This window comes from Streptococcus massiliensis DSM 18628, from assembly GCF_000380065.1.
Taxonomy (GTDB): domain Bacteria; phylum Bacillota; class Bacilli; order Lactobacillales; family Streptococcaceae; genus Streptococcus; species Streptococcus massiliensis.
This window is the reverse complement of the sequence record NZ_KB904372.1, coordinates 1-24,722: the sequence shown is the minus strand read 5'-3', so window position 1 is coordinate 24,722 and position 24,722 is coordinate 1. Positions and strand designations below refer to the sequence as shown.

Sequence of the window (24,722 nt, the reverse complement as noted above, 5' to 3'; positions counted from 1 at the left end):
TTTTCTTTCTATTCGATATATATCATGGCTGTGCGATTTTGCGAGCGAAAAGCCTTTTTGCCAGCGTAGTTCTGCGCCAAATCTAGCAGCTCCTCTTGATTGTAGCCGGACAATTTTTTGCGACTGTCTGTTAAGATTTCTAGGTCGGTCAAAGCGGTCAAGGATTGTCTGTCCACGACTTCTTCGGCTGGCGCGGGCTCCATATAAATCTTTCCTGCTTTTTCATAGACCTGATAATGCGGGAAAATCTGCGCGATTTCAAAAAGCAAGTCAGCTGTGATTTCCACTTTCTCTTGAGCAAAAACACGCGCCAGCTCATTTTCAGCTACATAGCAGTAGCCAAATGCCTTGCCCGATAAATTGAGGCGGACAAAAGGCTTGGTCTCTTCAAAAGTCGGTCGGTCGTTGAAAAGTGAAAGCTTGCGGCTAAGCTCAAAAAAGTAGTCGGTCGCTGCTTCTGGGCTCTTCTTTTGATACAATTCTGCAAAGTAAGCATTGATGACGCTGGGTGGCGGCGTGATAAAGGTCAACTTTTGCGCCTCGGTCAGCTCTGCCAAAACCCGCGTCAAATAGACCTTATCTAGGCTAGTGAAGCCGCCGTATTTGAGCGCCAAATCAAGATAATCAGTCATAAAATTCTTCTAGCCTCCATTTGTTTTTCTCAGCGATATAGCCAGAAATTTGCTCGGCATCATCCAGATAATCACGTTTTTCGATAATGGTAATCGTCTCTAAATCGTGCACTTTATAAGCCTTAGCTGGACTGACAGTCATCGTGAACGGACTAAACAACTCTTTCATTTTGTTGATTAGCACTTCCTGCAAGACAGCTCCACTATTTTCCGCCTTAGCCGAAAGGAGGACATAGGGGGTCTGGGTCGGCGTGAAATTCTCCGCCTTGTCTGCTTTATTATAAAGGGTCAGGCGAGGAAGGTCTGCCATGCCCAAGTCCTGCATGATGTCAAGCACGGTCTTTTCGTGCTCCTCGTGATGTGGGTCACTGGCGTCAATGACATGCACCAGCAAATCCACATTTTTGCTTTCTTCTAGGGTCGACTTGAAGCTAGACACCAGCTCGGTCGGCAAATCCTGAATGAAACCAACAGTGTCCGTCAAGGTCACTTGGAGCTTGTCCGCTAGGTGAATGCTCTTGGTCGTCACGTCCAGCGTCGCAAAGAGCTCATCGGCTTCATACTGGCTCTTGCTGGTCAGGGCGTTCATAATCGTTGATTTTCCAGTGTTGGTGTAGCCAATCAGCCCGATTTTAAAGACGCTCGATTCCAGCCTTTTTTCGCGAATGGTCGCCCGATTTTTCTCCACAGTTTTGAGCTGCCGCTCAATATCTGAAATCTGGTGACGAATGCTACGGCGATTGAGTTCCAGCTGGCTTTCGCCCGGTCCACGCGAGCCAATTCCCCCAGCCTGACGGCTGAGCATAATGCCTTGTCCAACCAAGCGTGGCAGCATATATTTGAGCTGGGCTAGGTGCACTTGGAGCTTGCCCTCATGGCTGCGCGCCCGCAGAGCAAAAATATCCAAAATCAGCTGCATGCGGTCAATCACTTTGACGCCTAGCGTCTCTTCCAGATTGACATTCTGCCGTGGAGTCAAGCGATTATTGACAATGACGGTGGAAATCTCGTCGGCTTCCACCATTTGCTTGATTTCTGTCAATTTTCCCGAGCCGACAAAGGTCTTGCTGTCATATTTTTCCCGCTTTTGCGTGTAGGTGCCCAGCACCTCAGCCCCTGCTGTTTGCGCTAGACTAGCTAATTCTTCCATGGACATATCAAAATGGTCATGCTGTCCTAGGTCAACCCCGATCAAAAAGACCCGTTCTTGCTTTTTTTCTGTTTCAATCATTCAAAAATCCTTCAACTTGCTTGATGATTTGTGCCTTATAATCAGCCTCTGAAATCTGATAAAAGTCCACCTGCATGCGATTTTTAAACCAAGTAATTTGCCGTTTGGCAAAACGCCGCGTATTTTGCTTAATCTTCTCCACGGCTTCTTCCAGAGAGATTTCCCCTGAAAAATAAGGAAAAAGCTCTTTGTAGCCGATGCCACGTGTAGCTTGCGCCTGTGGATACTGCTGGTAAAGCTGGCGTGCTTCATATAGCAAGCCCGCTGTCAGCATATCGTCCACGCGCTGATTGATGCGCTCGTAGAGCCGCTCCCGCTCATCATTAAGCCCGATAAGAAGCGCCTCATAGGCAGGTTCTTGATTTTCCAAATCCTGTCCAAAACGCGCGATTTCCAAAGCCCGAATCGCCCGCCGACGGTTGATTTGCGAAATGGTCAACCCTTGCTGCGCTACCTTGTCAAACAGGTCTTGGTCCTCCAAAAGCTCCAGCTGCTCCCGATAAGCCAGCACCTTATCATGCGGCACCTGCCCACCCAGATGATAGCCCTCCAGCAGGCTCTGGACATAAAGCCCTGTCCCGCCTGCGATAATGGGAAGCTTGCCACGGCTCGTGATGTCTGTGATAGCAGCCCCTGCCTCGACCACAAAATCGTGCACTGAGTAAGTCTCCGTCAACTCTCGCACATCAATCAGGTGGTGGGGCACTAAAGCCCGCTCTTTCTCAGTCGCCTTGGCTGTGCCAATATCAAGCCCTTGATAGACCTGCTGGCTGTCGCCGCTGATGACCTCGCCCTTAAATCTCTGAGCCAATTCCAAACTCAAAGCCGTTTTTCCCACTGCTGTGGGGCCTACAATTACGATTATCTTGGTTTTCATCTTTTTCCTTGAAAAAATTTCGTTTTTTCGTTACTATTAGTATAACATAAAATAAGGAGCTCGGACGAAAACCTTTCTTCAGCTTTCCCGACCCCTAGGTAAAGGAGAAATTCACATGGCTAAAAATTTTGGTAAAGGCGTTCTAACAGGTGTCGCTGGAACGGTTGCTGCTGTAGCTGGTGCGGTTTACGCATTCAAGAAAAAAGTAATCGAACCAGAAGAAAAGAAAGCAGCTTTCATCGAAGAAAACCGCAAAAAAGCAGCACGCCGCCGCGTATCACACTAAAAAATCGCTGGAAACAGCGGTTTTTATTTTACAATAATCAAAAAGAGCTCGAAATGAGCTCATTTTTTCTGTCCCCTGCCGGAATCGAACCAGCAACTACTCCTTAGGAGGGAGTTGTTATATCCATTGAACTAAGGGGACAAACTTTCCTTACTATTGTACCCTAGTCTAGTGAGTTATGCAAGATGTTTTCATAATAAAATCTATATTTCTTACTTTACTCTTGGAGCATTTGCTCATCAATTTTATTATGAATCAGAACCTACACTTTTACTTGAATTTATCAATTACACCACAAAAAACAAGCCCCACTGTAAGTGAGGCTTGTTTTTAATCATCCTGAAATATCAGAATCTCTTGTGATACTCTATTATTTAAGAGTAACACTAGCTCCAGCTTCTTCCAGTTTAGCTTTGATTTCTTCAGCTTCTGCAGTTGGAACGCCTTCTTTGATAACGCCAGGTGCGCCATCAACAAGTTCTTTAGCTTCTTTAAGACCAAGACCTGTGATTTCACGTACAGCTTTAATAACGCCGACTTTCTTGTCACCAGCTGCAGTCAATTCAACGTCAAATGAATCTTTAGCAGCGGCAGCTTCGCCAGCACCAGCAGCAGCTACAGCTACAGGAGCAGCCGCAGTTACACCAAATTCTTCTTCGATAGCTTTTACAAGGTCGTTAAGCTCAAGGATTGAAGCTTCTTTAATTTCAGCAATAATGTTTTCAATGTTCAATGCCATTGTTATTTCCTCCAAATAAGTTTTATAATTTTTAATATTTTTCCTAGCAAGCTAGGCTGCACAACTTAGGATTAAGCTGCGTCTTCTTTGTTGTCTGCAACCGCTTTGACTGCGAGAGCAACGTTGCGAACTGGCGCTTGAAGTACAGATAGTAGCATAGATAGAAGTCCTTCGCGGTTTGGAAGAGTTGCAAGAGCAACAATTTCTTCTTTAGATGCAACAGCACCTTCAATAGCTCCACCTTTAATTTCAAGTGCATCAGCTTCTTTAGTAAAATCATTGATGATTTTTGCTGGTGCTACAACATCTTCATTTGAAAATGCAACAGCAGATGGTCCAACAAAAGTATCAGCAAGGCCTTCAAGTCCAGCTTTTTCAGCTGCACGACGTAAAATTGAGTTTTTGATAACTTTATACTCAACTTCGCTTCCACGAAGATTACGACGAAGAACTGTGTCTTGTTCAACTGTAAGACCACGAGCATCCACAACAACGATACTTGCAGCTGCTTTCATTTTTTCAGCAACTACATCAACTAGTTCCGCTTTTTTAGCAATACTTGCTTCACTCATTTAGTGTTTCACCTCCGTAATTATTTTGCTTGGGAAATTTTTCCAAAAGAAAAACGCGCCCAAACCTAGACACGAAAGTACAATACGTTTCTTTTACATGATCCGTTTTGTCCTCGGTAGGATCTTTATGAGTCAAGCTCCCCTACTGTCTTAGGCAGTTTTTTCAAACCGCTTATAATCGTATCATAGTTTCACTCAAAAAGCAAGTAAAAAAAGAAATTTTTCAAAAAAAGAAGCTGGAAATAACTCCAGCTCCATTTTCGGGTTTATTATTCATCTGTCTTTTGGCTAATCACTAGCTCGCCGTCTTTCATATCCGCCAGCAAATGCTTGTCTTCCAAGTGGTCTAAGTGATAATCGGTCACCTTGTCGCGGATTTGCTGCTCAATGACCCGACGGAGTGGGCGCACGCCCATGACTTCGTCGTAACCTTCTTCCTTGAGGTAGTCCTTAGCCGCGTCGGTCACTTCAAGGCTGATGTCCTTTTTAGCCAAGGTTTGGTTGACTTCAGCCAACATCAAGTCCACGATTTGACCCAAGTCTTCCTTGCTCAAGTGAGAAAACTCAATGACTGCGTTGAAACGGTTGAGAAACTCTGGACGGAAGAATGGTTTCAAGCGATCCATGATTTTGCTGTCTTTCTCTTCGTCGCCAGTAAAGCTATCATAGCCAAAGCCAGCGTTAGAAGTTGCGATAATCACGGTATTTTTGAAGTTGACCGTGTTTCCTTGCCCGTCCGTCAAACGACCGTCATCCAAGACTTGAAGCAGGAGAGTGATGACCTGCGGGTCAGCCTTTTCAATCTCGTCCAGCAAGATGATAGAGTAAGGATTACGGCGGACGCGCTCGGTCAGCGTGTTGCTATTGTCATCATAGCCGACATAGCCAGCCGTTGTCCCGATTAGCTTAGAAACCGCAGTGCGGTCAGAATACTCAGACATGTCCAGCCGAATAATCGCGTCCTTGGTGCCAAACATATCAAGCGCCAGCTGCTTAGCCAGCTCGGTCTTGCCGACACCGGTCGGCCCGACAAAGAGGAAGCTACCGATTGGGCGGTTGCCTTCGTCAAAACCTGCACGATTACGGCGGATTGCACGCGCCACTGCCTCTACGGCTTCGTTTTGCCCAATGACCTTGGTCTTGAGCCGAGCGTTCATTTCTTTGAGACGCTCAATGTCGCTGCTGCCCATTTGAGAAACTGGAATGCCTGTAATCCGCTCTACTGACTCAGCCACATCGTTAATCGTTGCGGTCACTTTCATGTCTTCTGTGTGGTTAGCAATTTTCTTTTCGAGCTCTTCAATCCGCGTCTTAGCGTTAAGAGCCGCTTCAAAGTCTTCTGCCTCAACGGCTTTTTCCTGCTTTTCTTTTTGTTCAGCAATTTCGCGCTCCACTGCATGCACATCTGTCACAGGGTGCTGCGCTGCCAAGTGAGCCGCCGTCACATCAATCAAGTCAATGGCCTTGTCAGGTAGGCTCCTTTGTGGAATGTATTGGACAGAGTAATCCACTGCGGCCTTGAGCACTTCATCTGGCAAAATGACATTATGGTGCTTTTCGTAGAGGTCGCGAATACCTTGGAGAATCTTGTAAGTATCCTCCGCAGACGGTGCATTGACCTTGACTTCGTTGAAACGGCGCGCCAAGGCTGCATTCTTCAAAATGGTATTGCGGTATTCGTCCTGCGTCGTTGCCCCGATAACGGTCAACTCACCGCGTGACAAAGCAGGTTTCAAAATGTCCGCCAAGCCTTTGGAGCCGCTGTCGCCGCCTGTGCTTCCAGCACCAAGAATTTGGTGGATTTCGTCAAAGAAGAGAATGACATTACCATGCTCTTTCACTTCTGAAATCAAGTTTTGGATATTTTCTTCAAAGCTACCGCGGTATTGAGTGCCCGCTTCCAAACCTGAAATATCAATGGAAATGATTTCCTTATTTTTGATTGCTGCTGGCACATCTCCGTGGACAATCGCTTGCGCTAGGCCTTCAACAACAGCGGTTTTACCAACCCCAGCATCTCCGACCAAGACAGGATTGTTCTTGGTGCGGCGAGACAGGATTTCAGCTGTTTCTTGGATTTCCTTGTTGCGCCCAATGACAGGGTCTAGCATGTCTTCGCGCGCTTCAGCTGTCAGATTGCGGCCGAGTTTTGCCAAGATGCTGTCTCCCTTAGGTGCTTGGGCTTGTCCTTCCACTGCTTGCGAAGCGCCTACACTCTTAGGCAAGCGTCCCGTTGCCCGATACTCCGCAAACTCTTCTGGTGTGACTTCGCGTCCGTTAATCAGATAGCGGCGGTTTTCGCTGTTGTAGCCGCGCATCCCTCCCATGAGTTGATTGAAAATGTCGTCCATGTTGTTAAAATCGTTGTAATTGTTGTTCATATTTATACCTCGTTTATTTTCTATTTCCTTATATAAGCGAAAGGTCTTGTGTAAACCAATTTGTTTACATAATTTATTTTACATAATTTTATAATTTTTGTCAATACTTTTTTACATAATTTTTTAAAAAAATTAGCCTTCTGAATTGAAAGGCTAATTGCATATCAGTCGACATAGAGATCCTGATCTTTATTGAGCCAAGCATACGGTAGCCCAATCAAGAAGCCACCACCAATCAGATTGGCAATCCAAGTCACTCCCCAATGCCGCAAAATATTAGGAATATCAAAGTTTTTGACTTCTCCTGCTACCTGGCTGAATTTAACGATAGCAAAGGAGGCGAAGTTGGCGGCGATGTGTTCATTGGTCAAGAAAACAAACATATAAATAGCTGATAAAACCAAGAGCAATTTGGCAGTGCCGTCTTTGACCAAGGCAAAGCTAAGAATGGCAATATTGACAAAGACATTTGCCAAAATCCCCTCTAGCAAGACGAGTTCATTGGACCGCGCCAGCTTATTTTCCACCACGCCGACGATAAAACTATCGTAGCTCAAAGACGAGAAGGCTGCCGAATGCGCAAAGAGCCAGCCAGCAATCAAAGCGCCGATGAGGTTAAAGAAAGTACAATAGAGCAAAATGGCAGCAGCTTTTTGCCACTTGAGCTTTTTCAGATAAGTCCCAGCCGTCAGAAACATCATGTTGGACGTCACCAGTTCTGCATTGAGAAAGACGATATAAGCCAGCCCCCAGACAAAGAAAGCTGGAAAGACAAAGCGACCTGAGCCCGGAGCGATTTTATTGATGACATCCGCCCCAATAGCTCCCGCTGCGGTACTGAGCGTCAAAAAAGCGCCAGCAAAGAGAGAACGGATAGCATAGCGTCCCTTACTACTATTAAATAATTGCTCCTTTTTTTGACTTGCTCCTGTGATTTTTGCAAGAAATGTTGATTCTGCCATAATATAAAAATCTCCCTTTAAATTGTGATAATATTTACAAGAACTATCATAACAAAAAAACGCCTTATTGGAAAGCGTTTTCTAAAATTTTATGATGATTTAATGAAAATATTCAGCCAAGCCAGCAATATCGACCGGTCTCGTCCGACAACACCCCCCAATAAAGCGTGCGCCTAACTTTTGATAGATTTTAGCTTGAGTGTGCAAATCGGTCGTACTTCCTTCCTCATACCAAGCATGGTTTATCCCGTCATATTCCTCGCCAGAATTAGGATAGACGACAAATTCTTTATCTGTCAGTCGTCTAAGTTGTTTAAGAAAAGTTACTGTCACTGCTGGTTTGCTACAATTAATTCCAACGGCCAAAAGCTCTGCTGAGTAGCAATTAACCAGCTCTACCACCTTTTTTAGGGAAGAACCATCCGAGATATGCTGTCCGTCCTGGCTAGTGAAAGAAAGATAAGCTGGCACGTTTGAATATTCCTGATAAAGAAGCTCTAGTAAGGCACGGGCTTCTGTTAAATTAGGAATTGTCTCAAAAGCCAGTAAATCAACTCCTCCTTCTACAAGAGCCTTGATTCTTGGACGGTGAAAATTCTGAAATTCTTCCTTAGTTAGCTGATAAGCACCGGTATATTCAGAACCATCTGCCAAGTAAGCTCCATAAGGACCAACAGAACCAGCAATAAAGGGATAGAGCCGCCCTTCTTTTTCTCGTTCGGACAAGTCAGCCCACACTTTTTCAATGGCAACCCGCGCAATATGAACACTCTCTTTGATAGCCAATATTGTCTGCTGTTTGGTCAAGCCCGCTTCCAAAAGACCTTGATAAGAAGCCTGATAACTAGCTGTTGTTACAAGATCTGCTCCCGCCTCTAAATATGCCTTATGAATTTCAATCAAGGGAGAAGGTTCCCCCAACAAATACTTGGCTGACCAGAGCGTACCCGAAACATCATAACCACGTTTTTCCAGCTCTGTCCCCATAGCACCATCTAGTATTAAAATAGGTTTTTCTGCTAAAGTTTCTAACAATCGTGACATATCTATCACCCTTTTTCTACACAAATGATTTCATTTGCTGCTCAAGTAAAATATTGTTGTAATTCTCGTACTTTTTCAGCGCCAACAAGATCTCCTGACTGTTCGAATAGTTCGATAGCACGCTCAAAATAAATTTGTGCCTGTGTTTGAATATCAGACATTTCTCCTAAAGCACGGTAGCAACAGGCTTGAGCAATCAAATCTTCTGTCTCTAGCGCTAATTTAAGTGCCCGCTTCATCATCGCCTCGCCTTCAGTTACATTTCCTAATCGAAAAGTCAAATAACCCTCTTCGTAAATGTTAACTGATTGTTTCAGTACATCATTTGGAAAATACTGGATTAATAAAGCTTTTTCCTTATGAATATATTTCAAAGCCTGCACCAAATTTCCTGATTCACGCATCACAAAAGCCTGTTGGTGGAGTGCTATATGCTGCTTTTCTTTATTATTTTCCACTAATGCCTTATCGTAATAATGGGATAGCCAGTCCAGTGCTTGCTTGAACTCTCTTTTTTCTACTGCTAGATAAGAGCGTAAGTTCCAAACTTCATAATCTTCGAGCAAATTTTGTGATAACTGGTCTGCCTCATCAATTCTCCCCTCAAATAAAGCCTGCCAAGCAAGATCAAGTTGTGTCTGAGCCATGTTAGGCCCTCCCTTCAATATCCTTATAACTATTTTATCATGTATTCTCTTGTACGGGGAAAATAATGAAATTTCAGTCCAATTTCTACACTCAATAAGCTTATATCTACTTCTTTCTTCCATCCCACACCGTCGCCACATTTTCTGCTGCCACAAGTGCCTCTAAATATTCTGCTGTCAGAGGTTCAAGATAGATTTTGTCTGCTTGGATTCCTGAAGGCAAAACGGGATTGACTTGGTCAGTAACGAGAATCACTTTCTTGTACTTTGTCACATCTGGCAATTCTGTCACGGTTAGTATTCTATCAGTTACGATGAGTAGGGGCTGACGTTCCTCAACCGCTAACTCATTTTCACCAAAGTAACTGCTGTAATAAAGAGTTGGCTGACTGTTATAGGCTCCAGCGCAGCCATCCACACCTTTATAACGAAGAAAAATTTCTGCTTGCTGACGAAAATTGGTCAATTCCTTTCTTTCCATTTGCCAAAGCGCAGCAATCCTATCATCTGAAAAGCCCATTTGCTTAGCTTTCTTTAGAATTTCCTTGTCGACCCTTTTTGCCATAATGGCTCTTTCCATTTCAACAATCCCTCTTAGCTTGTCTATAAAGAAGAGATTAATTCTTGTCAATTCTGCTAATTCTTTTACTTCATACCCCCGCCGCAAAGCCTCAAGCAAGTAGAAGGGACGATTTTTACTATGGGATAATTTACCCATAAGGCTAACATCATCTAGTTGTTCCAAAGACTGAACACCCAAAGAGGACGATTGACAAAACCTGAGTAAACTTTCTTCCCAACTAAAACCTAGAGCAAATCGGTCCTCTCCTAACAACTGAGTTGCGATAAAATCCGATACGGGCTCAAAACTAGCATAGCTTGTCTGAGTTACAGGATTGATAAGCTCGGTTAACTTTTTTCCTAATGCTAGCTGAGCCATCAAACTTGGAAGAGGAAAAGTAGAAATCTGACTGGCAAGTGCTGTTATTTTTGTCAAACCTAGTTGGAGAGAATGAACAGAAAAATCACTACTATTTGGTGACAAAATAAAGTCAATCGTACAAAGCCCCACCAGATGCAGAGCACGCGCAATCTTCAAACTACTATCTCGTAAAAGTTGATATTCCACATCTGAAAGAGTCTGAGTTGGTGAGAAGATAAAAGATTCCTCCTTCTGACCATTCCAAGGATCCATTTGTTCTGTACTAGCCACAATCATCGTTGTACCCACGCTGTCACGTAAAATCTGAAAAGTTATTCTTTTGCCATATTTAAAGGAATGTCCGTCTCCTTTCAGCTGGCATTCTGCCAGTAAGGTCTGATTATTCAGTTTGCTTAACGTCTGTGGAGAAAAACCTATAATATTGGTGCTTCGAAAATCTTCTCTTTTTTCAAGAGCTAATAAAAGATGCATTTCTTGAGAATCTGTAAAAGTTGGAAGGACTGCTTCTGGTTGAACTTTTTTCAAAACGGATTGGAAGTTCTCCAAAGTCCATTCAACCAAACAGAACTGTTCCTCTGGCAGCAAGTTTAAAATAGGATTGCCACGATGAAGCAAACAAACTTGCTTGCCTTCATTTTTCAAAGCAGAGCAAACCTCTAAAAGCAGACCTAGTGACGACTCATCACTACTTCCTAAAACGAGTATTTTCTGATTTTGAGCTGCTTTCATCTCCTTGTCTTCCTTTCCAAAAATGCCTCAATCATCTCCATGCACTCATCAAAAATCGCACTTAAATCATGGGAACCAGGGCTTGCTTCTGGATTGAATTGCACTGATAAAACAGGTAAATGGCGATGCCGTAAACCGGCAATTGTTTGATCAAGGGCATTTTCATGAGTGATAAAAAATCCTTCTGGTAAACTTTGACGATTAACAATGTAACCGTGATTTTGGCTAGTAAAATGAACCTGTCCTGTTGCGATTTCTCGAACTGCTAGAGCATTCCCACGATGACAGATTGCCAACTTATCAATCTGAGCACCATTTGCCAAAGCAATCAGCTCATGCCCTAAACCAATGCCAAAGAGCGGAATTTCTCCTTGAAGTTGGTGAACCAAGTCTAAGGTTTCTGATAAAACACTGGGGTCCCCAGGACCATTTGATAAGAAGACTCCATCTGGAAAAAGCTGACGTACTGTTTCCGCACTTGTATCGTAAGGCAAAACAGTCACTGTACAATCCCGCTGAGCCAAAGCACGCAGCATAGAATGCTTGAGCCCAAGATCAATCAAAACGATATTTCGCTTACCACCGGGTGCTGGGTAAGGGTTTTTAGTTGAAACTTGCTTGACATGATCTGTCTGAAGTACAGTTGCTTGCAGTTGATCCTGCATATGTGAAATCTGATCACCAACATTTGCCATTGTTGCCCGCATACTACCTGCTTGACGAATTTTTCGCATCAAGGCTCGTGTATCAATTCCTTTGATTGCGGGTATCTTTTTAAGCTTTAAAAATGCGTCCAGCGACATTTGACTTCGCCATGTGTCTGACACTTTGCTCCCATCGCGCACGACCACACCCTTACAAGTCGGAATGATGGATTCATAGTCTTCACGGCTAATACCCGTGTTGCCAACAGAAGGCGCACTAAAGACTAATATCTGTCCTGTATAAGAAAGATCTGTGATGATCTCCTGATAACCTGTCTGGCTGCTTGTAAAGATCAGCTCTCCAGTTACATCAAGATCCGCCCCAAATGCTTCACCTTCAAATAGCGTTCCATCCTCCAGTAAAAGTAATCGTTTGCTCATAGCTTGCCCCCTAAAAGAGGCTTGACGAAATCCTTTTCCGCCAAGCCTACAAAATTTACTCATCTGTTCCTTATTTCGCACCACGTCCTGCCAATACTGCTTCAATAATCGCCATTCTGACAAAGACACCATTAGTCATTTGTTTGACAATCCGTGATTTTGGAGCTTCTACCAAGCTATCAGCAATCTCCACATCACGGTTGACTGGCGCAGGGTGCATGATAATAGCATGGTCTTTCATGCGATCATAGCGAGCTTGATCCAGTCCATGTGCACGATGATAAGCAGCCTTAGAGAAATCGCCGTAAGTATCGTGGCGTTCGTGTTGCACACGAAGCAACATCATAACATCCACTTGATCAATGACTTGGTCAATCGTGACAAAGGTTCCATAGTCTTCAAACTCAGGTGTCCGCCATTCATCTGGTCCTGCAAAGAAAAGCTCCGCTCCCAAACGTTTCAAAATCATCATATTGGACTTGGCAACGCGTGAGTGAGATAGGTCACCTGCAATGGCTACCTTGAGCCCGTCAAAATGTCCAAATTCCTCATAAATAGTCATCAAATCTAGCAAACTTTGGCTAGGGTGTTGCCCAGAGCCGTCTCCACCGTTGACAATGGAAGTCGTAATCGTCGGACTTTCAATCAATTCCTTATAATAATCCACATGCGAGTGGCGGATGACGCAGACATCAACTCCCAGTGCTGACATGGTCAAAATCGTATCGTAGAGGGTTTCTCCCTTGTTGACCGAGCTGGTCTTGACATCAAAATCAAGCAGGTCGCAGCCAAGTTTTAACTCAGCGACTTCAAATGCCTTGTGCGTTCGAGTTGAAGATTCAAAAAAGAGATTAGAAACGATGTGCTGGTCGTCATAGTGCACCTTGGCACCGTTTTTAAATTCAATTCCGCGTTTAATCAGGCTCAAAACTTCTTCATTTGAGAGAGTTTCCATAGATACAAGATTTTTGAGAGCGATTTGATTTGTTGACATGGCAATACCTACTTTCTTTAGTAAAACATATGAGTGACGACGACAATTTTTATCCACTTTCTCTACTAGAGAAAGCACCGATAACGATGTTAATGATTTGTATCTGGCTCGGGTAAGATGAGATAAAGAGCAATTCCCAGGATTGTTGACAGGGCAACACCTGAAATTTGTAGACCAGAAATTTGTAAGGTCAATCCCCCAATACCTGAAACTAGGATAATACTTGCAATGAGAAGATTTTTCTTATTATCAAAGTTTGTTTGGTCTTCAATCAAGATTTTCAAACCGCTTGACGCAATAACCCCGAAAAGGGCAATCGAAATCCCACCCAAGACTGGACTCGGTATGGATTGCAAGAGTGCTGAAACCTTACCGACAAAGCTCATCACTACCGCAAGTACTGCTGCTCCTGCAATGACGTAAACGCTGTAGATTTTATTGAGCGCCATAACACCAATATTTTCGCCATAGCTAGTCACTGGCGGTGCCCCAAAGAAACCAGCAATGACCTGAGCTAACCCATCTCCTGCAAGAGTTTTATCAAGTCCCGGATCCTTAAAGAAGTCACGACCGGTCAGACTATTCAAAACCATGACATGCCCAAAGTGTTCAGTCATGGTCACAAAGGCAATCGGTGCCATGGTTAAAATTGCACTTGGATAGATTTTAAATCCGTAATGTAAGAAAGGTAATTGCATTGGTGGTAAATGAAACCAAGCCGCCTTAGTCACTCCCGCAAAAGAGATGATTTCTTGTCCTGTGACCATCCCCAGAACCAGTGCAAAGAGATAGCCAACAATCAAACCCAAAAGGATTGGAATAATGGCAACAATTTTCTTGCCATAGATGTTAAAGAGCACAACTGCTAGGAGAGTGACCATCCCGATAGTGAAGTTTGTTAAACTGTACTGACCATTGATATTCATGACATCACTAACAGCCGTTGCCGCAAGACTGAGACCGATAACCATGACAACTGGCCCAACTACGATTGGGGGCAAAACCTTATCAATCCAAGCATTACCTGCAAACTTGACAATAAGTGCAACGATAAAGTAAACCAGACCGCCTGTGATTGCCCCTTGGGCAACTGCTGCAATCCCATCTGTCTTCATCAGAAGCTGCATGGCTGCAATATAAGCAAAGCTGGAACCCATGTAGGCTGGCACCTTATATTTAGTAACTGTCAAATGCGCCAAAGTTCCTAGCCCGCTTGAGAAGAGCGCGACTGCTGGGTCAATTCCTACCAAAATTGGTACTAGAACGGTTGCCCCAAACATGGCAAAGAGGTGCTGAAAGGACAAGCCTAATAACAAACCTGCTTTTGGCATATCCTTGACATCATAGCGAATCTCTGTATTCATCTTTTATTCTCCCCCTGCGATTAAAATACGATCCTGACCATCAAGTTCACTCATCTCAACGACGATTTCTTCGGTTTGACTAGTTGGAATGTTCTTGCCGACATAATCCGCACGAATCGGCAACTCACGGTGTCCGCGGTCAACCAGCACGGCTAAGCTAACACGCGACGGACGGCCAAGACTAACGAGATTGTCAATCGCTGCGCGAATCGTTCGACCCGTATAGAGGACATCATCGACTAAGATAACATCGCGGTCAGTAATATCCACTGGCACTGCTGTTGTATCTTCTTCAACCTTGACATCATCACGGAAAGGTTTGGTATCCAGCTCACCCACTGGTACATCAATATTTTCCAGCTGTGCTAAACGTTCTTGGATTCTCCTTGCGATAAAGACCCCGCGCGTCTTAATACCGACCAGAACAATCTTATTCAGGTCTTTGTTGCGCTCGATGATTTCATAAGTGATACGAGTGATTGCTCGCTTCATGGTGAGTTCATCAACGACTTCTTTTGCTTTCATGAAAACCTCCTATTTTTATACATAAGAAAAACCTCCTTGAAACAAGGAGGTTCCAGAAAATACAAGCATAGCACCACACTAAACTAGTCTTTTAACTGTTAACTCCTTGACTGTCTCACAGGACAATTTTAAAGGAATTTCTTCAATTTTTTCTAGTATAGCATATTTTCTAGCAAATGCAAGTAAAAACTTCTATTTTTTGTATTTTTTTGCAAATGTAATTGATTTTATAGCATAAAAAATATATCCACCAACCAGATAAGCTACAAAGATAATCAAGCACATCTTGATGACATAGCCCCAGCCGTACTTATTGACATTGAGGAAAAAGTAGGGGAAGGGATTGTCTTTGGCATCAGGAATGGGAATTTTGGTCACAAAGCCATTGAACAGGGCAAAAACCATATAAACCAAGGGAACGCTGGTCCAAGAAATAGGATCAAACCAGCGGTATTGCCGCGCTCGGTCAAAAATCAGTGTATCAAGCAAGAAAGCCAGTGGCACGATATAGTGACAGAGAAAATTCTCCAAACGGTAAAAGTCAGTCGCAATCGGCGCCAGCATAAAATGATAAACCACGCAGGTAATCATGATACACATGGTCACGCCCCCCTTGACCCGCAAGAGTTTGGGGCTTTTCCAAGCGTCCTCGGTATGCGCCATGAGATAGACCAGATAGCCCATAAAGAGCAGCACCAAGAGGTTGGACAGCACCGTGTAGTACATGAGCATGCCCCAGCCATACTTGGAAATTTCCAGATAGACACCAACAAAAGCCAGCAAGAAGAGAAGGATACGATAAGCAAAAATAAATTTCCGATTCATAGCGCCCTCAGATTTTCTTGACAAATTCAGATTTGAGCTTCATAGCACCAAAACCGTCAATCTTGCAATCGATATTGTGGTCGCCCTCAACAAGGCGGATATTTTTGACCCGCGTGCCTTGCTTCAAATCTTTAGGCGCACCCTTGACTTTCAAGTCCTTGATAAGGGTCACTGTGTCGCCGTCAGCCAGCTTGTTACCATTGGCATCAAGCGCCACAAGCCCTTCTTCCACTTCTGCTTCCTCAGCAGGGTTCCATTCGTAGGCGCATTCTGGGCAGACCAAGAGGGCGCCGTCTTCGTAGACATATTCCGAATTGCATTTCGGACAGTTTGGTAATTGATTCATTTCTCTTCCTTTTCTAAAATAACTGTTTTATTGTACTTGATTTTGCCTCATTTGACAATCTGTGCTCATGTAACTTTTGAATAATGCTGACAAACACTCTCATTTGGCTAATTCCCGTGTTCGTTTACAGGCAACATCTACTGCTTTTATAACCTTTCCCTTGAAGGCATCTGCTTCTAAACTAGCTAATCCTGCAATCGTTGCGCCCGCTGGACTAGCGACCTGGTCTGTTAAGACAGCAGGATGCAATTCTTTATCTTCAATCATCTTTGCGGCCCCTAAAACAGTTTGACAGGCTAGCTCAAGAGCTAGCTCGCGTGGGAGCCCATTTTTTACTCCCGCATCACTCAACCCCTCAATAAATTGATAAACAAAAGCAGGGCCACAGCCAGCTAGAGCCGTAGCAGCATCCATTTGTTTTTCTTCCAATTTGACTAGCTTGCCCGCTGGAGCTAAGAGATGAAGCAAAAGTTGTTCATCGGCTTCCTTTGTTTTTGAAGAAAGTACAAAGCTAATCACACCTGCTCCAACTGTTATAGGGGTATTAGGCATAATCCGAACAAAACGATGTTGAGGAGCCGTTAAATCTTGTAATTGATCAAGACTTAAGCCAGCAGCCATAGAAACAAAGAGGACGGACTCTCTTTTGTTCAGGATTTCTACCTGCTCTTGAAGTAGATCAGCCATTTGCGCTGGTTTCACTCCAAGAAAAATTATGTCTGCTTGAGCAAAAACTTCTTGATTGCTAGCTAGGCATCCGCCTACCTCCTCAATTATTTTTTCTGTTTTTTCTTGACTGCGATTCGCTAATAAAATCTCTTCTGTCTTTTCTTTGTGAGCAAGAACTAGACGCGCAAGGCTAGCTCCCATATTCCCCAAACCAATAAAACCAATTTTCATATCCTTACTCCCTAATCTGCCCTTGACCTTCCACAATATATTTGTAGGTGGTCAATTCTTCCAAGCCCATCGGTCCACGAGCGTGTAGTTTTTGAGTGGAAATTCCCATTTCACACCCCAAGCCAAATTGTCCGCCATCTGTAAAACGTGTAGAAGCATTGATATAGACGGCAGCACTATCTACTTGATCCGTGAAATAAGCTGCATTAACTGTATTATCTGTCACAATAGCATCTGAATGGTGGGTGCTATGTTGCTCAATATGGCAAACTGCTTCTTCCAAGGAAGAGACGACTTTCACAGCTAAAATATAATCTGAAAATTCTCGGTCAAAATCTGCTTCTGACGCACCTTCCCCTGAAATTAGAGTACCAGCTCTTTCGTCCAAGAGCAAGCGAACAGGTTGCAAATTAGCAGCCTTGCGATTTTCTAGCAGAACCTTTTTTAATTTTGGCAAGAAAAAGGGAGCTATATCTTGATGCACAAGGCAAACTTCCATGGCATTACAAACAGACGGACGACTTGTTTTTGCATTTTCGATGATAGATAAAGCCATTTCTTGATTGGCTTCTTTATCCACATAAACATGGCAAATCCCCGTTCCCGTCTCAATGACTGGCACCTGTGCATTTTCCACCACTGCCTGAATCAGACCTGCCCCACCACGAGGGATAAGTAAGTCCAAATATCCTTTCGCTCTCATTAACTGATAAGCGCTGTCTCTACTAGTATCGCTAACTAATTGTAGACAATCAGACGAAATACTTGTTTGTGCCAAGCCTGCCTTCAAAGCAGCAACAATGGCAAAGGATGTTTGATAGGCTTCCTTGCCACTACGAAGCACAACTGCATTCCCACTCTTCAAAGCTAGAGCCGCTGCATCTGAAGTCACATTAGGACGGCTTTCATAAATGATTCCAACCACACCCAAAGCCACCCGTTTTTTAGTTATTTCCAGTTGGTTATCTAGCCTTCTTTTTTCGATTACCTGTCCAACAGGATCAGGAAGAACAATCAAGTCTCGAATTCCCTGTGCCATTTGAGCAATTCTTTCTTGATTTAAAGAAAGTCTATCTAGCATTACTTCTGATATTTGCCCTTTTGCTGCCTCAAGATCCTGACGATTTGCCTGCAAAATCTTCTGGCTAGCCTGTATCAAACTCTTAGCCATACCTTCTAAAGCAAGATTTTTCTCCTTTGTTCCAGCAGTATTGATTGATTTTTTAGCTAGCTTGACTTTTTCAAGCATTGCTTGTGTACTATCCATCATTTTCCTTTCTAAAATTCAGATAAAAAGAAGTCTAACTCTGGCGTCAGCGAAATCCAATCATTACGATGAATGACTGTTCCTCTGGGCTTATTGGATTTTAACAAATCTTCCAAAGCAGCCTGTCCAAGGCGCACCTTACCTTTGCCCAAAACTCGACCACTCACTTGGTCATAGACAGTCACGGTATCTCGATAGGAAAAATTCCCTGACATGCGGACAATCCCCGAAACCAAGAGGCTCTTCCTTTCTTGAGTAAGCGCTTGGCTAGCACCCTTGTCAACAAAAATCACTCCTTGGCTGAAGGCGTAAAAAGCTAGCCACTGCTTCTGGCTTTTCATCATTTGTGCTTGAGCTAAGAAAAAAGTTCCATTTTGCTGATTCTCTGCTGCTTCAAGCAAAGCTTGTTCTTTCTTAGAAGAGCAAATATAAACTGGAACTCCTGCATTTGTCGCAAGAGCAGCAGCTTTGATTTTAGTCACCATACCACCTGTACCATTGTCGCTCCCCGCCTCTCCTGCCATAGCCAGTAAGTCAGAATGAATTTTTTCTATTTTATTTAAGCGCCTAGCTTCAGGATTTTTGCTTGGATTTTCCGTATAAAGACCATCAACATCTGTCAACAAAACCAACAGGTCAGCTTTGACCATGGCAGCGACTTGCGCACTCAAAGTATCATTGTCACCGACCTTTAATTCTGCGATGGCTACCGAATCATTTTCGTTGATGATCGGAATAGCTCCCCGATTCATTAAAACCGTCATCGCTTGGTGCGCATTTTGATAGCGACGCTTATCTGCAAAATCATCTTGCGTTAATAAAATTTGAGCTGATACAATCCCTTTTAATAGAAAATTTGTCGTATATTCTTCCAAAAGCAAGCCCTGCCCAACGGCAGCTGAAGCTTGTTTATCCACAATCTTAGTCGGACGTTTTTTAAAACCTAAAGAAGAAAAACCAGCTGCAATCGCTCCGGAAGACACCAAAATCAACTCATATCCCGCCTCGTGTAAAATAGCCAGTTGTTGGGTAATTGCTTGAACTTTACTTTTTGATAAACTCCCATCCTCATTGGTCAAGGAGCTCGTCCCTACCTTAAAAACAATACGTTTGTATTTCATATCCATTCCTAACTTTTTAACAACTAGAAAGCAAAATGGAAAACTAAGTATTCTGCTTCTTCAACTCTAGTGTTGCCCTTAGCGTCCATTAACTTGCATCCACATACAAATGATAATTTTTGCAATGACGGCATTGAAATAAGTAGCCAGTCATATCTCCTGAACGACTTAAGTATTCTTCTACTGTATCGCGAGAATATTCCTGTCTTTTGGCATAATCTGCTAAAATCGTCTTTTTTTCAGGCATTTTTTGTAACTTTTCCATACCCACATAGTCAATAAAGTTACAAAAATCATCACAACAGGCTAGCCACATTTCTCCTTGCCAGCTGACATATCCTGGTGTTGTCTCAAAAAAATGTTTGACACGCTCCGAGTCGCTCACTTTCTCCCACTCAGCCTCTTGAATAAAATCGCCCTTAAACTTCCTAGCTGCTGCACCACTAGCAACACAACTCGGGCAAAGGCAGGAGATTTTCTCTACTGTATACATGCGTTCTAAATAGAGCGACGGTTTTTGTCCACAAACCTGACAAAGGAGCCCCTCGCTATTCTCATAGAACACACTAGGATCAAGATCATATATATTGGGGTGATAAGAAAAAGTCACTCTATCCATGATTGTCACCTCTCAACTTCTCCAATGTTTCTTGGAAAATGGCTGGCGCTTCTACCGAAAATTCCAGCATTTCCCCTGTTCGTGGATGGGTAAATCCAAGAGTGCGTGCATGGAGAAATTGCCCCTTACCTTTGAGCGTTTTTCTAGGACCGTAAACCTCGTCGCCCGCCACTGGATGACCGATATAAGCCATATGAACACGGATTTGATGTGTTCGCCCCGTCTCCAGCTGCAATTCGACCAAAGTATAGTCACCGAAGCGCTCCAAGACGTGGAAGCGCGTAATGGCCTCTTTCCCCTTAGCCGTGACCGCCTGTTTCTTACGGTCTTTTTCACTCCGACCAATCGGCGCTTCAATCATCCCGCGGTCTTTGGGAATATTTCCATGAACAATCGCCCAGTACTTGCGCAAGGATTTTTTATCCTTTAGCTCCTCAGCCAGCTTGACATGAGCGGCGTCATTTTTGGCAATCATAAGCAGCCCCGATGTGTCTTTATCAATCCGATGCACAATCCCCGGCCGCAAAACGCCGTTGATAGTCGACAAATCCTTGATATGGTAAAGGAGGGCATTGACCAGCGTACCGCTCGTGTGCCCTGCACTCGGATGCACAACCATGCCTTGCGCCTTGTTGACCACCGCCACATCCTCATCCTGATAGACGATGTCCAAAGGCAAATCCTCCGCCACATAGTCCAGAACCTCTGGCTTAGGCACCTGATAGCTGATGACATCGCCCTTTTGGACGGCATACTTGGCTTTCTTGACCTGACCATTGACCAAGATTTGTCCTGATTTGATTTGTTCATTTGCTAAACTACGCGATAATTCGGTCAAATCGGCAACTGCCTTATCTAAGCGACTGCCACCTATTTCAACTCTTACTTCCATGATCCTCTTCTTTCATCATGACAATGAGAAATAACAATACCCCTACAGTCAAATAGCTATCTGCCACGTTAAAAATCGCAAAATTTACAAAATCCAACTGAAACATATCTACCACAAAGCTCTGACGAACGCGGTCGATGAAATTTCCCAAACCACCCGCAATAATCAAGACCAGACTGGTTAAGAGCCAAGGGCTGGCTTTCAAATTTTTCACCAAATACCAAATTGCTCCGCCGATAACAACAAAGGTCACCAGAGCAAAAAACCACTGCTGATTTTCAAGTATGGAAAAAGCTGCACCTGTATTTTGCAGATAGGTGAGACTGAGCAAACCCGGGATAAAAGATCGCACCTGCCCCAGAGGAATGTTGGCTACAATAGCTGCTTTAACCAACTGATCAAGCACTACTAAAAATAAAATACTTACAGGAAGAATAATTTTCCGCCTCATTGTCCACTCTCTTTCTGCTCAAAATACTGACGCATAACCCTGACAAAGGCTTCACAAACTGGACTCATCTCAACTTCTGCCCTCTTGACATAGACCATGCGGTTATCCAAAGCATCCTTGATCGGAATAACGGTAATGCCATTTACACTTTCGCTATCTAAAAATCCAGAGCCTGTCGCATAAGCATCTGTCCGCTCCAAAATCCCATTTAGTGTGGCGCGGTCTGTCACATTAAACATCTGAGAGCTGGTTGCTGTATCAAAGAAATTCTCAGAATAGTAGAGATAATCCTCTTTTTCTTGAGTAAACCGCACCGTTGGTAAATCCGCCAGATCATCTAAAGTAATTTCTTTTTTCTGAGTCAGCGGATGCCCTTCTCGAAGATAAACATGAGTCTGAAAAGGAATCAAATCCACAACCTCAAGCCCCAATTTTTCCACCTTTTGCATAATCCCCTTAGTATTTTGATTATTAAGGTAAATAATCCCGATTTCACTATGAGCTTGCGCAACCTCGTCTAAAATCTGCACCGTCGTTGACTCAAAAATCCTGAAATTTTTATGCTCTGGATATTCCTGAGAAAATCTAGTAATGATCGGTGGCAAAAAATCATAGTGCTGACCAGCAATCGAAAATTCTGCTTTTTCCTCTTCTGGATTCGCATATTGATTTTCAAAAATATCAAAACCCTTGACGATTTCGATCGCCTTTTCATAAAATTCCATACCGCGCCGAGTCAGGAAAGTCCCGCTGCTCGTCCGCCGAAAAATCTTGAACCCCAGTTCTTTTTCCAAATCACGAACAGAAATAGATAGACTGGGCTGGCTGACATACATCTTTTCAGCTGCTTCACGAAAAGTCCCACTGTTGGCAATCGCCACTACATAACGTAATTGTTGAATATTCATAACACAATCCTTTAGTTTGTCCTTTCTATTTTACCATAAATATCTGATAAACAAAAAACAGTTTATCTAAAAAGATAAACTATTTAATTTTAGTTACTTCCCTTTTTAGGTAAACAACCTCTGTGCGTTCAACAAAGCCTAATTTACCATAGAGTTTGCGGGCTGGATGATTGTCTTCTTCCACGACGATTTGAAAATCCCAATCGTTTTGCTTATGTAAATCATGGATAAGACTTTTCATCAGATACGTACCAAAGCCCTGCCCCCGATACTTTTCTTCGATAGCCAAGCCAAAAATGTGATTGACCTTGTCCGAAATATCCACTGTGCAGGAGCCGACAATCCGACCATGATATAAAAGTACGTATAATAGCGAGTTCGGATTTTCCACTGACTGTTGGGCATAGAGGCGAGCCGTTTTTATGTCATTGTCAAAAGCCACCGACTGAAAGGCAGCAATCTCGTTTATCATGCTGCTATCTGCTAATCGCATCTGTAAAGCAGGATTTTTCTCAAAATCATCATTGCTTTCCTGCGCTCGTATCATCCAGATTTCGCTGCCGTCTAAAATTCTTAATGAACAATTTTCACAAAAATCTTTGTGCTTATCCAAGAAGACTTTTTCTGTCGCAAATTCCAAGTCAGTCAAGCTATATCGCGCAGCCAAATCATCCAACTTTTCCAACAGCGAGGTCATCAGTCCCTGTCTACGATGAGCTGGCGCCACATAAAGGTGAATTTCTGCTTCATGCGGTTCATCAGCATAAAGATAGGCAAAAGCTAGCAAGACTTCCGCTTCATAAGCTAGTAGAAAAGCAGGCATGGTCTTGTCCACATTGTAAGTCGTTGCCAGATAGGGCTGACTAAAACTTCCGTCCGCTTCATGGCACGCTGCCACTAAATCCTGCATTTGCTTCATTTCATTATCTGTCGGATTGATAATTTCTTTGTTAAACATATTTACACTAGTCCCTTGAATTTATAAGCAATAGATTTCAAATAGCAAAAAAACTCCCGTCAAAACGGGAGTTCTAGCATTATTTCGCAATTGGATAAACTGATACTTGTTTTTTGTCGCGTCCTTTGCGTTCAAAGCGTACTACGCCTTCAACTTTCGCAAACAAAGTGTCGTCTCCACCTCGTCCGACATTGACACCTGGGTGGATGTGAGTACCGCGTTGACGGTAAAGGATTGACCCACCTGAAACGGTTTGTCCGTCAGCTGCTTTAGCTCCAAGACGTTTCGCTTGTGAATCGCGTCCGTTTGATGTAGAACCTCCACCTTTTTTGTGGGCGAAAAGTTGCAGGTTTGCAAGATTCATTTTTAACATATTCGTTTTCCTCCGTGTTAGCTTTCTGTGATAACTTTTGTTTGGACGAACTCAGATGATTCCTCGTCCTCCGCCAAGGTTGCCAGCCCAAGGAAAAATGATTCAAAGAATAATTGGGTCATTTCCCTTTGGTGTGGTGGTAAATCAATTGGAATTTCAATCCGTAAAAAACCACCTTCTAGCTCATTTAACTCTAATTTTGGTTCATAGCCTGCGAACTTTTCAATCGAATTGACAAAGTTTATGGCAAGCGTAGAAACCGATGCACATACGACGTCAAAGCCGTATTCGCCACTCTCGGCGTGCCCAGTGATTTCCGCACTTCTTAACTCGCCATCCTCGGCTCTCTCAAAAACTGCTTGTATCATATGTGTATCTTACTCCAAAATTAAGCGTTAATAGCGCTGATGACAACTTTTGTATAAGGTTGACGGTGACCTTGTTTACGGTGACTACCTTTTTTAGGTTTGTACTTGAAAGTAACAACTTTCTTTTGTTTTCCTTGTTTTTCAACAGTACCAACAACAGTAGCTCCTTCAACAAGTGGTGTACCAACAACAGTCTTTTCACCACCAACAAGAACAACTTCGTTAAATGTCACTTCTTGACCAGCTTCAACATCCAATTTTTCAACGTAGATAGCTTGACCAACTTCAACCTTAACTTGTTTTCCGCCAGTTTTTACGATTGCGTATGTGCTCATTATGCACCTCCTATGATATTTTTGGGTTTCCCCGATTTGTGAAGACTCGCCTAGCATCGTGGGACAAACCTCTTAGACGATGTTCGAGCGGTTGCACAGGCTGTGCATAGTCAACGTTTCAAGTATAGCACGATTAGGAAAGAATAGCAAGACTTATCATTCAAAAATCTGGAAAATTACTTGTAGTAGTTTCGGCTCTATAATTTCTGTAGTGGGTAAAATCACTTTAGGAATTATGGAGCCTATTTTGTTGTAGAAAAAAAGTCCCATAAGACCTATAATGAAAAGCGATCAAACCATCATTAGAAAGAATCTTATGGAACAATTAAATTTTATCACAAACTTACT

The 24,722-nt window shown here is 43.3% G+C and carries 28 protein-coding genes, 1 tRNA gene and 2 other annotated features; of the genes, 1 reads left to right on the top strand and 28 read right to left on the bottom strand.

What is annotated here, in order from left to right:
* Positions 1-8 precede the first annotated feature (8 nt).
* From A3I3_RS0102650 to miaA, 3 genes are read right to left on the bottom strand one after another with little or no spacing between them, the layout of a single operon-like run.
* Positions 9-632 (bottom strand): hypothetical protein, encoded by a 624-nt coding sequence (locus A3I3_RS0102650; RefSeq protein ID WP_018371190.1) that lies wholly within the window; start codon positions 630-632, stop codon positions 9-11.
* Positions 625-1,863 carry a GTPase HflX gene (gene hflX, locus A3I3_RS0102645; protein ID WP_018371189.1) on the bottom strand — a complete coding sequence of 413 codons (1,239 nt, stop codon included), beginning with the start codon at positions 1,861-1,863 and terminating at the stop codon, positions 625-627. The genes A3I3_RS0102650 and hflX overlap by 8 nt, the downstream gene beginning before the upstream one ends.
* Positions 1,856-2,740 carry a tRNA (adenosine(37)-N6)-dimethylallyltransferase MiaA gene (miaA, locus tag A3I3_RS0102640; RefSeq protein WP_018371188.1) on the bottom strand — a complete coding sequence of 295 codons (885 nt, stop codon included), beginning with the start codon at positions 2,738-2,740 and terminating at the stop codon, positions 1,856-1,858. The genes hflX and miaA overlap by 8 nt, the downstream gene beginning before the upstream one ends.
* Before the next feature lie 115 nt (positions 2,741-2,855).
* On the opposite strand from miaA, the gene A3I3_RS10420 reads away from it, so the two are divergent.
* Positions 2,856-3,026: a DUF3042 family protein gene (locus tag A3I3_RS10420; RefSeq protein WP_018371187.1), complete on the top strand. Its 171-nt coding sequence runs from the start codon at positions 2,856-2,858 to the stop codon at positions 3,024-3,026.
* 69 nt (positions 3,027-3,095) lie between these two features.
* Here A3I3_RS10420 and A3I3_RS0102630 read toward each other — a convergent pair.
* The 25 genes from A3I3_RS0102630 to rplU form a co-directional block, all read right to left on the bottom strand.
* Positions 3,096-3,167 (bottom strand) — tRNA-Arg (locus A3I3_RS0102630).
* A 229-nt stretch (positions 3,168-3,396) separates the two neighbouring features.
* Positions 3,397-3,765 (bottom strand): 50S ribosomal protein L7/L12, encoded by a 369-nt coding sequence (gene rplL / locus A3I3_RS0102625; RefSeq protein ID WP_018371186.1) that lies wholly within the window; start codon positions 3,763-3,765, stop codon positions 3,397-3,399.
* 71 nt (positions 3,766-3,836) lie between these two features.
* Entirely contained in the window at positions 3,837-4,337 is a 501-nt protein-coding gene (rplJ, locus tag A3I3_RS0102620; protein WP_018371185.1) for a 50S ribosomal protein L10, read from the bottom strand.
* Between the two features lie 38 nt (positions 4,338-4,375).
* Positions 4,376-4,510 (bottom strand) — a sequence feature (ribosomal protein L10 leader region).
* A 96-nt stretch (positions 4,511-4,606) separates the two neighbouring features.
* The gene (locus tag A3I3_RS0102615; protein WP_018371184.1) at positions 4,607-6,718 is read right to left on the bottom strand and encodes an ATP-dependent Clp protease ATP-binding subunit; all 2,112 of its coding nucleotides are present in this window, start codon (positions 6,716-6,718) and stop codon (positions 4,607-4,609) included.
* A gap of 164 nt (positions 6,719-6,882) precedes the next feature.
* On the bottom strand, positions 6,883-7,680 hold the full coding sequence (locus A3I3_RS0102610) for a formate/nitrite transporter family protein (protein WP_018371183.1): 798 nt from the start codon (positions 7,678-7,680) through the stop codon (positions 6,883-6,885).
* A 99-nt stretch (positions 7,681-7,779) separates the two neighbouring features.
* Entirely contained in the window at positions 7,780-8,724 is a 945-nt protein-coding gene (mmuM, locus tag A3I3_RS0102605; protein WP_018371182.1) for a homocysteine S-methyltransferase, read from the bottom strand.
* A gap of 41 nt (positions 8,725-8,765) precedes the next feature.
* Positions 8,766-9,371 (bottom strand): hypothetical protein, encoded by a 606-nt coding sequence (locus tag A3I3_RS0102600; protein WP_018371181.1) that lies wholly within the window; start codon positions 9,369-9,371, stop codon positions 8,766-8,768.
* Positions 9,372-9,477: 106 nt separating this feature from the next.
* On the bottom strand, positions 9,478-11,043 hold the full coding sequence (locus A3I3_RS0102595) for an ATP-binding protein (protein ID WP_018371180.1): 1,566 nt from the start codon (positions 11,041-11,043) through the stop codon (positions 9,478-9,480).
* Entirely contained in the window at positions 11,040-12,128 is a 1,089-nt protein-coding gene (locus A3I3_RS0102590; protein WP_018371179.1) for a carbamoyl phosphate synthase small subunit, read from the bottom strand. Before A3I3_RS0102590 ends, A3I3_RS0102595 begins: the two co-directional genes overlap by 4 nt.
* A 70-nt stretch (positions 12,129-12,198) precedes the next feature.
* Positions 12,199-13,122 (bottom strand): aspartate carbamoyltransferase catalytic subunit, encoded by a 924-nt coding sequence (locus A3I3_RS0102585; RefSeq protein ID WP_018371178.1) that lies wholly within the window; start codon positions 13,120-13,122, stop codon positions 12,199-12,201.
* Positions 13,123-13,211: 89 nt separating this feature from the next.
* Positions 13,212-14,486: a uracil-xanthine permease family protein gene (locus tag A3I3_RS0102580; RefSeq protein ID WP_018371177.1), complete on the bottom strand. Its 1,275-nt coding sequence runs from the start codon at positions 14,484-14,486 to the stop codon at positions 13,212-13,214.
* 3 nt (positions 14,487-14,489) lie between these two features.
* Positions 14,490-15,011 carry a bifunctional pyr operon transcriptional regulator/uracil phosphoribosyltransferase PyrR gene (gene pyrR / locus A3I3_RS0102575; protein WP_018371176.1) on the bottom strand — a complete coding sequence of 174 codons (522 nt, stop codon included), beginning with the start codon at positions 15,009-15,011 and terminating at the stop codon, positions 14,490-14,492.
* Positions 15,012-15,203: 192 nt separating this feature from the next.
* A complete protein-coding gene (locus tag A3I3_RS0102570; RefSeq protein ID WP_018371175.1) occupies positions 15,204-15,836 on the bottom strand; it encodes a Pr6Pr family membrane protein in 633 nt (210 codons plus the stop codon).
* Between the two features lie 7 nt (positions 15,837-15,843).
* Positions 15,844-16,182 carry a zinc ribbon domain-containing protein YjdM gene (locus tag A3I3_RS0102565; protein ID WP_018371174.1) on the bottom strand — a complete coding sequence of 113 codons (339 nt, stop codon included), beginning with the start codon at positions 16,180-16,182 and terminating at the stop codon, positions 15,844-15,846.
* A 99-nt stretch (positions 16,183-16,281) separates the two neighbouring features.
* A complete protein-coding gene (proC, locus tag A3I3_RS0102560) occupies positions 16,282-17,082 on the bottom strand; it encodes a pyrroline-5-carboxylate reductase (protein ID WP_018371173.1) in 801 nt (266 codons plus the stop codon).
* A 4-nt stretch (positions 17,083-17,086) separates the two neighbouring features.
* Positions 17,087-18,349, bottom strand: coding sequence for a glutamate-5-semialdehyde dehydrogenase (locus tag A3I3_RS0102555; protein WP_018371172.1), 1,263 nt, complete (start codon positions 18,347-18,349; stop codon positions 17,087-17,089).
* Positions 18,350-18,360: 11 nt separating this feature from the next.
* Positions 18,361-19,470 (bottom strand): glutamate 5-kinase, encoded by a 1,110-nt coding sequence (gene proB / locus A3I3_RS0102550; protein ID WP_018371171.1) that lies wholly within the window; start codon positions 19,468-19,470, stop codon positions 18,361-18,363.
* An 88-nt stretch (positions 19,471-19,558) separates the two neighbouring features.
* Positions 19,559-20,089, bottom strand: a complete 531-nt coding sequence (locus A3I3_RS0102545; protein WP_018371170.1) for a CbrC family protein — start codon at positions 20,087-20,089, stop codon at positions 19,559-19,561.
* Positions 20,082-20,981 (bottom strand): RluA family pseudouridine synthase, encoded by a 900-nt coding sequence (locus tag A3I3_RS0102540; RefSeq protein ID WP_018371169.1) that lies wholly within the window; start codon positions 20,979-20,981, stop codon positions 20,082-20,084. The genes A3I3_RS0102545 and A3I3_RS0102540 overlap by 8 nt, the downstream gene beginning before the upstream one ends.
* Positions 20,965-21,432 carry a signal peptidase II gene (lspA, locus tag A3I3_RS0102535; RefSeq protein WP_018371168.1) on the bottom strand — a complete coding sequence of 156 codons (468 nt, stop codon included), beginning with the start codon at positions 21,430-21,432 and terminating at the stop codon, positions 20,965-20,967. The genes A3I3_RS0102540 and lspA overlap by 17 nt, the downstream gene beginning before the upstream one ends.
* The gene (locus A3I3_RS0102530) at positions 21,429-22,340 is read right to left on the bottom strand and encodes a LysR family transcriptional regulator (RefSeq protein ID WP_018371167.1); all 912 of its coding nucleotides are present in this window, start codon (positions 22,338-22,340) and stop codon (positions 21,429-21,431) included. Before A3I3_RS0102530 ends, lspA begins: the two co-directional genes overlap by 4 nt.
* A gap of 79 nt (positions 22,341-22,419) precedes the next feature.
* Positions 22,420-23,298, bottom strand: coding sequence for a GNAT family N-acetyltransferase (locus A3I3_RS0102525; RefSeq protein ID WP_018371166.1), 879 nt, complete (start codon positions 23,296-23,298; stop codon positions 22,420-22,422).
* Positions 23,299-23,377: 79 nt separating this feature from the next.
* Positions 23,378-23,671, bottom strand: a complete 294-nt coding sequence (gene rpmA, locus A3I3_RS0102520) for a 50S ribosomal protein L27 (RefSeq protein WP_018371165.1) — start codon at positions 23,669-23,671, stop codon at positions 23,378-23,380.
* Positions 23,672-23,688: 17 nt separating this feature from the next.
* On the bottom strand, positions 23,689-24,039 hold the full coding sequence (locus A3I3_RS0102515) for a ribosomal-processing cysteine protease Prp (RefSeq protein ID WP_018371164.1): 351 nt from the start codon (positions 24,037-24,039) through the stop codon (positions 23,689-23,691).
* 20 nt (positions 24,040-24,059) lie between these two features.
* Positions 24,060-24,374 (bottom strand): 50S ribosomal protein L21, encoded by a 315-nt coding sequence (rplU, locus tag A3I3_RS0102510; protein WP_018371163.1) that lies wholly within the window; start codon positions 24,372-24,374, stop codon positions 24,060-24,062.
* Positions 24,375-24,406: 32 nt separating this feature from the next.
* Positions 24,407-24,477, bottom strand: a sequence feature (ribosomal protein L21 leader region).
* Positions 24,478-24,722: the final 245 nt, after the last annotated feature.